Annotated in this window: 8 protein-coding genes and 1 pseudogene; 3 read left to right on the forward strand and 6 right to left on the reverse strand. The window is 70.5% G+C overall.

What is annotated here, in order from left to right; translation table 11 throughout:
• The 4 genes and pseudogenes from UW392_RS06430 to UW392_RS06445 form a co-directional block, all read right to left on the reverse strand.
• A partial coding sequence (locus UW392_RS06430) for an NAD(P)H-hydrate epimerase (RefSeq protein ID WP_320773900.1) occupies window positions 1-340 on the reverse strand: 340 nt, incomplete at its 3' end.
• A 52-nt stretch (window positions 341-392) separates the two neighbouring features.
• Entirely contained in the window at window positions 393-764 is a 372-nt protein-coding gene (locus UW392_RS06435) for a holo-ACP synthase (protein WP_320773901.1), read from the reverse strand.
• A 20-nt stretch (window positions 765-784) separates the two neighbouring features.
• Window positions 785-1,696 carry a hypothetical protein gene (locus tag UW392_RS06440; RefSeq protein WP_320773902.1) on the reverse strand — a complete coding sequence of 304 codons (912 nt, stop codon included), beginning with the start codon at window positions 1,694-1,696 and terminating at the stop codon, window positions 785-787.
• Window positions 1,697-1,776: 80 nt separating this feature from the next.
• A pseudogene (locus UW392_RS06445) lies at window positions 1,777-2,187 on the reverse strand (ATP-binding protein).
• Window positions 2,188-2,415: 228 nt separating this feature from the next.
• Between UW392_RS06445 and UW392_RS06450 the strand changes: the two are divergent.
• Both UW392_RS06450 and UW392_RS06455 read left to right on the forward strand, forming a co-directional pair.
• Entirely contained in the window at window positions 2,416-3,267 is an 852-nt protein-coding gene (locus UW392_RS06450; RefSeq protein WP_320773903.1) for a helix-turn-helix transcriptional regulator, read from the forward strand.
• Between the two features lie 8 nt (window positions 3,268-3,275).
• Complete coding sequence (locus tag UW392_RS06455) at window positions 3,276-3,479, forward strand: DUF397 domain-containing protein (RefSeq protein ID WP_320773904.1); 204 nt, start codon at window positions 3,276-3,278, stop codon at window positions 3,477-3,479.
• Here UW392_RS06455 and UW392_RS06460 read toward each other — a convergent pair.
• Both UW392_RS06460 and glmS read right to left on the reverse strand, forming a co-directional pair.
• Window positions 3,463-4,254: a hypothetical protein gene (locus UW392_RS06460; RefSeq protein WP_320773905.1), complete on the reverse strand. Its 792-nt coding sequence runs from the start codon at window positions 4,252-4,254 to the stop codon at window positions 3,463-3,465. The genes UW392_RS06455 and UW392_RS06460 overlap by 17 nt on opposite strands.
• A 131-nt stretch (window positions 4,255-4,385) precedes the next feature.
• Window positions 4,386-6,239 carry a glutamine--fructose-6-phosphate transaminase (isomerizing) gene (gene glmS, locus UW392_RS06465; RefSeq protein WP_320773906.1) on the reverse strand — a complete coding sequence of 618 codons (1,854 nt, stop codon included), beginning with the start codon at window positions 6,237-6,239 and terminating at the stop codon, window positions 4,386-4,388.
• A gap of 186 nt (window positions 6,240-6,425) precedes the next feature.
• On the opposite strand from glmS, the gene UW392_RS06470 reads away from it, so the two are divergent.
• Window positions 6,426-6,641, forward strand: a 216-nt coding sequence (locus UW392_RS06470) for an alanine racemase (RefSeq protein ID WP_320773907.1), incomplete at its 3' end; no start/stop codon positions are given.

Genomic DNA, 6,641 nt, shown 5'->3' on the forward strand with positions numbered 1-6,641 from the left:
CGATCAGCTGCTCGGCGGTGCTGCCGGTCCCGGCGACGGTGCCGCCCGCGCGGCGGAGCGCGGCGAGCCCGCCGGGGTGGGTGCGGTCCGGGCTGAGCAGGACCGCGGTGACCCCCGCACCGCGCCGGGCCAGGCGGGCCCCGGCGTACAGCGCGTCGCCCCCGTTGTCCCCGCTGCCGACCAGCAGCACGACCCGGCTGCCGTAGACCCGGCCGAGCAGGTCCGCGCAGGCAGCGGCGAGGCCGGCGGCGGCGCGTTGCATGAGGGCGCCGTCGGGGAGACGGGCCATGAGGTCGCGTTCGGCGGCTCGGACGGTGTCGGCGGTGTACGCGGTACGCATGCTGTCGAGTGTCCCCCGATACCGGCCGGTGGTGCAGCGGGGACCCGGCCGACTACCCCTCGGCGATCACGACCGCCGACGCCACGCCCGCGTCGTGGCTCAGCGAGACGTGCCAGGAGGTGACGCCCAGTTCGGCGGCGCGGGCGGCCACCGTCCCGGTCACCCGCAGCCGTGGCCGCCCGCTGTCCTCGACGTAGACCTCGGCGTCGGTCCAGTGCAGGCCCGCCGGGGCGCCGAGGGCCTTGGCGAGGGCCTCCTTCGCGGCGAAGCGGGCGGCGAGGGAGGCGGTGCCGCGGCGTTCCCCGCTGGGCAGCAGCAGCTCCTCCTCGCGGAACAGCCGCTGCGCCAGCGAGGGCGTGCGCTCCAGTGACGCGCCGAACCGTTGGATCTCGGCTACGTCGATGCCGACCCCGATGATGCTCATGGGGGCAGCCTATGGGCTGGTCACTCCTGGCCGGGTTCGCCGGCGGGAGCGCCCTGCTCCTCGTCGAACAGGTCCTCCGCGCGCTCGACTGTCCCGGCCCGGTCGAGCCAGTCGTCCATGCGGGCGAGGTCGGCGCAGGTGGTGATGCGCTCGCGGGTGTCGTCGGAGACGGGGAGGCCGCGCAGTTCCAGGATGCGCAGGACACCCTTGGCCTGGCCCTTGGCCTGGCCGTCCAGGTGCGTCTCCTCGAAGATCGTGCCCCTGCCAGGGAAGTAAGTGACGACCATCTTTTCCAGCTCTCTCCATGTCTCGCGGGCCGGAGTGTTCTCCAGGCCGATCTCTACCCATTCCGACCAGTACCTGGCCGTGGCTTCGTCGAATGACCGCATCCCGCGGGCGAGCAATTCCAGTATGGCGGCGATGTCCTGGCTCTCGCTGTGTACGACAGCGCTGAGCGTCGCCAGAGCCGGTTGCCGTGCCACCTCCGCCTCATCGGTGATCCGCGGGACGGTGTCCGGCCCCAGCACAAAGGGGCGGGTGACCTGGGTTGCCCACGGCCCGACGCGGCATTCGAAGGGCCCGGCCGCCCAGGTGGCGGTGGGCCGGTTGCGGCAGACGGCGACGAGCAGCACGGGTAGGTCGAACTTGGCGCACAGGTAGCTCACGTAGTACGCCCAGGACGCACCTTTGTCCGGGGCCCGCTTGGTCTGGGCCTCGATGGCGAGCAGGAAACCGCCGCCCTCAGAGGGCTCCACCTTCAGCACCGTGTCGACGCGGCGTTCCAGCGGTCTGATCTCGGTCGCGTCAGGGGTGATGGCTTCGACGATTGCCTTCAGGGGCGGCGGCAGCCCCAGCGCCTCGAAGACCGGAGCGAGGACCTCTGGGTGGTCCTGGAAGATCCGGTGAGAGGCCTCGTGGGTGGATGTGACCATGTGGGCAACCTTCTGGGACCGTGGGGGCGGTCGTACCGGCAATCGAGGGCTCTTCACTCGTTCGAGGGGCGGAGAAACGATCACGCCGCTCCGGTCAGCTCGCACCACACGTACTTGCCCCGGTTGCCGTTCCTGGTCAGTGGTTGTCATCCCCAGAGGTCGGCGCACGCCTGGACGAGTGCCAGTCCGCGGCCGTCCTCCAGCTCGGTTGCCTGCTCAGGCGGCGGTGACGGCTCGGGCGGCCGGGGGTCGGCGTCCCACGCTCCGATGCGCAGTACGCCCGCCGACCAGCGCACTCGGAGGGTGGCGGGGCCCTTGGTGTGGCGTACGGCGTTGGTGATCAGTTCCGTGGCCAGGAGTTCGGCGACATCGGTGAGGTGGGTCAGGCCGTGCAGGGTGAGGATGAGGCGGAGGGTGCGGCGGCTGATCGTGACGGCGAGGGGGTCGTTGGGGATGTGGAGGGAGTACTCCCAGTGATCGTGTCCGGGCATGCGGCAGCTCCGTTTGTGTGAGTGAAGGGAGTTGCGGTGGGCGGGCGGTGGCATTGCCGCAGCCGTCGTGGCAGGACGGAGTGGTGCGCTTCCGGGGTCCCGGGGTTCCGCTGTGTGTGCATCGCGTCACTGAACGTAGGGCATAGAGTTATGACGTGCCAAGCCGATCACGTAACCCGCCACTCGAACGAGTAGCTGCGTGGTGGCTGTTGAGGCGAGGAGGGTGCCATGCCGCCAAGACGGCAGCCCACAGCGCGCCAGGTGCGCCTGGGTGTGGAACTACGAAAGCTGCGTGAGGCGGCCGGGCTCAAGGCGACCGAAGCGGCGAGTCTCCTTGGGGTGAACTCCGTTCAGATGAGCCAGATTGAGTCGGGGATCGCTGGGGTGAGCGAGGATCGCGTGCGTCGCCTCGCTGCTCATTACGCGTGCCCGGAGGAGGAGTTGGTATCGGCACTGGTGCGTATGGCGACCGACCGGACGCGTGGCTGGTGGGAGGAGTTCCGGGGGCACCTGCCTACGGCGTATCTCGATCTGGCTGAGCTGGAGCACCATGCCTGTTACCGGCGGGACGTGGACTTTCTGCACGTCCCGGGCCTCCTGCAGACCGAGGCTTATGCGCGGGCGCTCTTCTCCTACGTGAACCCGGAGTTCCCCGCGGGCGACGTGGAGCAGCGGGTGGCGCACCGGATGCAGCGGAAGGTCATCTTCGAGCGCCCCAACGCCATCCCGTACGAGGCAGTGGTTCATGAGGCAGCGCTGCGAATCAGGGTCGGGGACAGCGGCGCCGTACGCGCCCAACTCGCCCGGCTTCTGGAATTCTCCGAAGCCGACCATGTCACCGTGCGCGTCATCCCCTTCTACCTGGAGAATTTCGGCGGGGCAGGGAGCGCCATGGTCTACGCAGGCGGATCCGTTCCGAAGCTGGACACTGTGGTGCGTGATGGGCCGCACGGCACCGTCTTCGTCGATGCCGAAGCACAACTAGGCCGTTTTCAGAGGCTTTTCCGTAGAGTAAGAGACGTGTCACTCGGACCCGGGCGCTCGCGTGACTTCATCCACAACATGGCAACAGAGCTGTGAGGCTCAACATGATCACTCCAGGTACCTGGAAAAAGTCGTCCTTCTCCGGCGGTGGCGAGGGCAACGCCTGCGTCGAAGTTGCCCACCACCACTCCCACATAGCCATCCGCGACTCGAAAGCCCCGGCCAGGATCCCCCTCAAGGTCCCGGCCGGAGCCTTCACCGCCTTCGTCGACGGGCTGAAAGCCGCTTCGCTCAGCCCAGCTTCCTGAGCTGGGTGTCCAGGACGGCCGTCGGGAACTCGAAGTCCTCACCGGTGACGGCGGACGCGAGGTTCATGGCGCCCACGGCGACGACCGTGGCGCCCTTGCGGGCCACGACCGCCTTGAAGGGCATCTCCTCGCCCTCGGCCGTCATCGTCAGGTTCATCGCGACGGCCTCGTCCGCGCCCGCCGGTGCCTCGGTCGGCGCCACCTTCGTGATCTCGGTCTTCTCGCCGGCCGCGGTGTACGTGAAGCCGCCGGCGCACTTCTCCAGGGCCGCCTCGGTGTCCGCCACGACCTTCTCGGCGCCACCGTCCTCGTAGGTGGCGAGCGTCAGGAAGACCTTCTCCACGTCGAGGGAGGCGAGCATCGCGTCCTCGGACATGGCGTCGGCGTCGGACGGCTCCTCGGCCTCCTCCGTCCACATCCGTTTCACCTCCGCCGCCGGCTCACCCTGGGCGGCGCCGGCCGCGACGAGGGCGAGCGAGGCGCAGGCCGCGTCCTCCGCCTCGACCTGGTCCGCCGTGACGTCGTCCTCGCTGCCGTCGATCTCGGTGTCGACCTCGCCGCCCTCGACGTCACCCTGGGCCAGCGCGGCCTTCTCCAGGTCAGCGGCGCTCAGCGCCTCGGCGGCGGGTGCGGCGGAGGCCGACGCGGAGGCGTCGGCCTTGGTGTCGGCGCCCTTGTCGCCCTCGTCGGAGGAGCCGCCGCAGGCGGTGGTGAGGAGGGCGAGGGTGGTGGCGGAGGCGGCGAGGCCGAGCCGGCGTACGGCGCTGGATCTCAAGTCAGTGGTTCTTTCTCTGCACAACCGTGGTGAATCCGCGGTGTTTTACGCGCACTTTACTCACAGCCGCCGCGCAGATGATCACCATTTTCCGGCCGGTATCCGACCGTGATCGAGGATTGGCCGACTGGTCACTCCACCGTCACCGATTTCGCCAGGTTCCGCGGCTGGTCCACCTCGTTGCCCCGCGCCGTCGCCAGCTCGCACGCGAACACCTGCAACGGCACCGTAGCCACCAGCGGCTGGAGCAGCGTCGGCGTCACCGGGATGCGGATCAGGTGGTCGGCGTACGGGACGACCGCCTCGTCGCCCTCCTCCGCGATGACGATCGTGCGGGCGCCCCGCGCGCGGATCTCCTGGATGTTGGAGACGATCTTGTCGTGCAGGACCGAGCGGCCGCGCGGCGAGGGGACGACCACCACCACCGGCAGGTCCTCCTCGATCAGCGCGATCGGCCCGTGCTTCAGCTCGCCCGCAGCGAAGCCCTCGGCGTGCATGTAGGCCAGTTCCTTGAGCTTCAGGGCGCCTTCCAGGGCCACGGGGTAGCCCACGTGGCGGCCGAGGAACAGCACCGTGTCCTGGTCCGCGAGGGTGCGCGCCAGTTCCCGTACCGGTTCCATCGTCTCCAGGACCGTCTCCACGGCGCCCGCGATGTGCGAGAGGTCCCGGACGACCGCCTGGATCTCGTCGCCCCACTTGGTGCCGCGGACCTGGCCCAGGTAGAGCGCCACCAGGTAGCACGCCACCAACTGCGTCAGGAACGCCTTCGTGGACGCGACCGCGACCTCGGGGCCCGCGTGCGTGTAGAGCACCGCGTCCGACTCGCGCGGGATCGTCGAGCCGTTGGTGTTGCAGATCGCCAGTACCTTGGAGCCCTGCTCGCGCGCGTGCCGCAGCGCCATCAGCGTGTCCATGGTCTCGCCGGACTGCGAGATCGCGACGACCAGGGTGCGCGGGTCCAGGATCGGGTCCCGGTAGCGGAACTCGCTCGCCAGTTCCACCTCGCACGGGATGCGGGCCCAGTGCTCGATGGCGTACTTGGCGATGAGGCCCGCGTGGAAGGCCGTACCGCAGGCGACGATGACCACCTTGTCCGTCTCGCGCAGCTCGGCGGTGCTCATCCGGACCTCGTCCAGCGAGAGCGAGCCGGCCGCGTCGATGCGGCCCAGCAACGTGTCGGCGACCGCCTTGGGCTGCTCGGCGATCTCCTTGAGCATGAAGTAGTCGTAGCCCCCCTTCTCGGCCGCCGAGGCGTCCCAGCCCACGTGGTACGCGCGGACGTCGCCGCCGGCGGGCCGGCCGTCGAAGTCCGTGATCGTGACGGCGTCCCGGCGCACCTCCACCACCTGGTCCTGGCCCAGCTCGACCGCCGACCGCGTATGGGCGATGAACGCGGCGACGTCCGAGGCGAGGAAGGCCTCGCCCTCGCCGACGCCCACCACGAGCGGTGAGTTGCGCCGGGCCCCGACCACCACGTCCGGTTCGTCCGCGACCACCGCGACCAGCGTGAACGCGCCCTCCAGGCGGCCGCTCACCAGCCGCATCGCCTCCGCGAGGTCGGCGCTCGCCGAGAACTCCTCGGCCAGCAGGTGCGCGACCACCTCCGTGTCCGTCTCGGAGACCAGGCCGTGCCCCCGCTCGGCCAGCTCGGCCCGCAGCGCGGCGAAGTTCTCGATGATCCCGTTGTGGACGACGGCCACGCGTCCGGCGCCGTCGAGGTGCGGGTGGGCGTTCACGTCGGTGGGGGCGCCGTGGGTGGCCCAGCGGGTGTGGCCGATGCCCGTGCCGCCGGCCGGCAGCGGGCGGACGCTCAGCTCCTTCTCCAGGTTGACCAGTTTCCCGGCCCGCTTGGCGGCGGCCAGGCCCCCGTCGGCGAGTACGGCGACGCCCGCGGAGTCGTATCCCCGGTATTCCAGCCGCTTCAGTCCGGCGAGGACGACGTCCAGCGCGGACCGCCCGCCCACGTACCCCACGATTCCGCACATACCAGCCCCTTCGGCCTGCCGGACGGCTGCTCCACGCAGCCTCGCGCGCGTCCTTCGTGACGATATGTTCCCAGTTGCCGGGGAGTTCGCCCACCCGGTGCGGGCTCGCGGCCGGATCGGGTGACCGAGGGGCTGCCGGATCGGGTGACCGAGGGGCTGTCGTACCCCTCTGAGACACTGAGCGCGATGACTGGGACACCTGAACCGCCGACCGCGCCCCTGCGGGCCCGCGCCGAGATCGACCTCGCCGCCCTGCGGGCCAATGTGCGCGCCCTGCGCGCGCACGCGCCGGACGCGCAGCTCATGGCCGTCGTCAAGTCCGACGCGTACGGGCACGGGGCGGTGCCGTGCGCCCGCGCGGCCCTGGCGGCGGGCGCCACCTGGCTGGGCACGGCCACGCCC

Source organism: Streptomyces sp. CRN 30 (genome assembly GCF_034105845.1).

Bases quoted from the DNA above. Each gene is read 5' to 3' on its own strand.
- UW392_RS06435 (WP_320773901.1), bottom strand. From the start codon at position 764: ATGAGCATCATCGGGGTCGGCATCGACGTAGCCGAGATCCAACGGTTC.
- UW392_RS06440 (WP_320773902.1), bottom strand. From the start codon at position 1,696: ATGGTCACATCCACCCACGAGGCCTCTCACCGGATCTTCCAGGACCAC.
- UW392_RS06450 (WP_320773903.1), top strand. From the start codon at position 2,416: ATGCCGCCAAGACGGCAGCCCACAGCGCGCCAGGTGCGCCTGGGTGTG.
- UW392_RS06455 (WP_320773904.1), top strand. From the start codon at position 3,276: ATGATCACTCCAGGTACCTGGAAAAAGTCGTCCTTCTCCGGCGGTGGC.
- glmS (WP_320773906.1), bottom strand. From the start codon at position 6,239: ATGTGCGGAATCGTGGGGTACGTGGGCGGGCGGTCCGCGCTGGACGTC.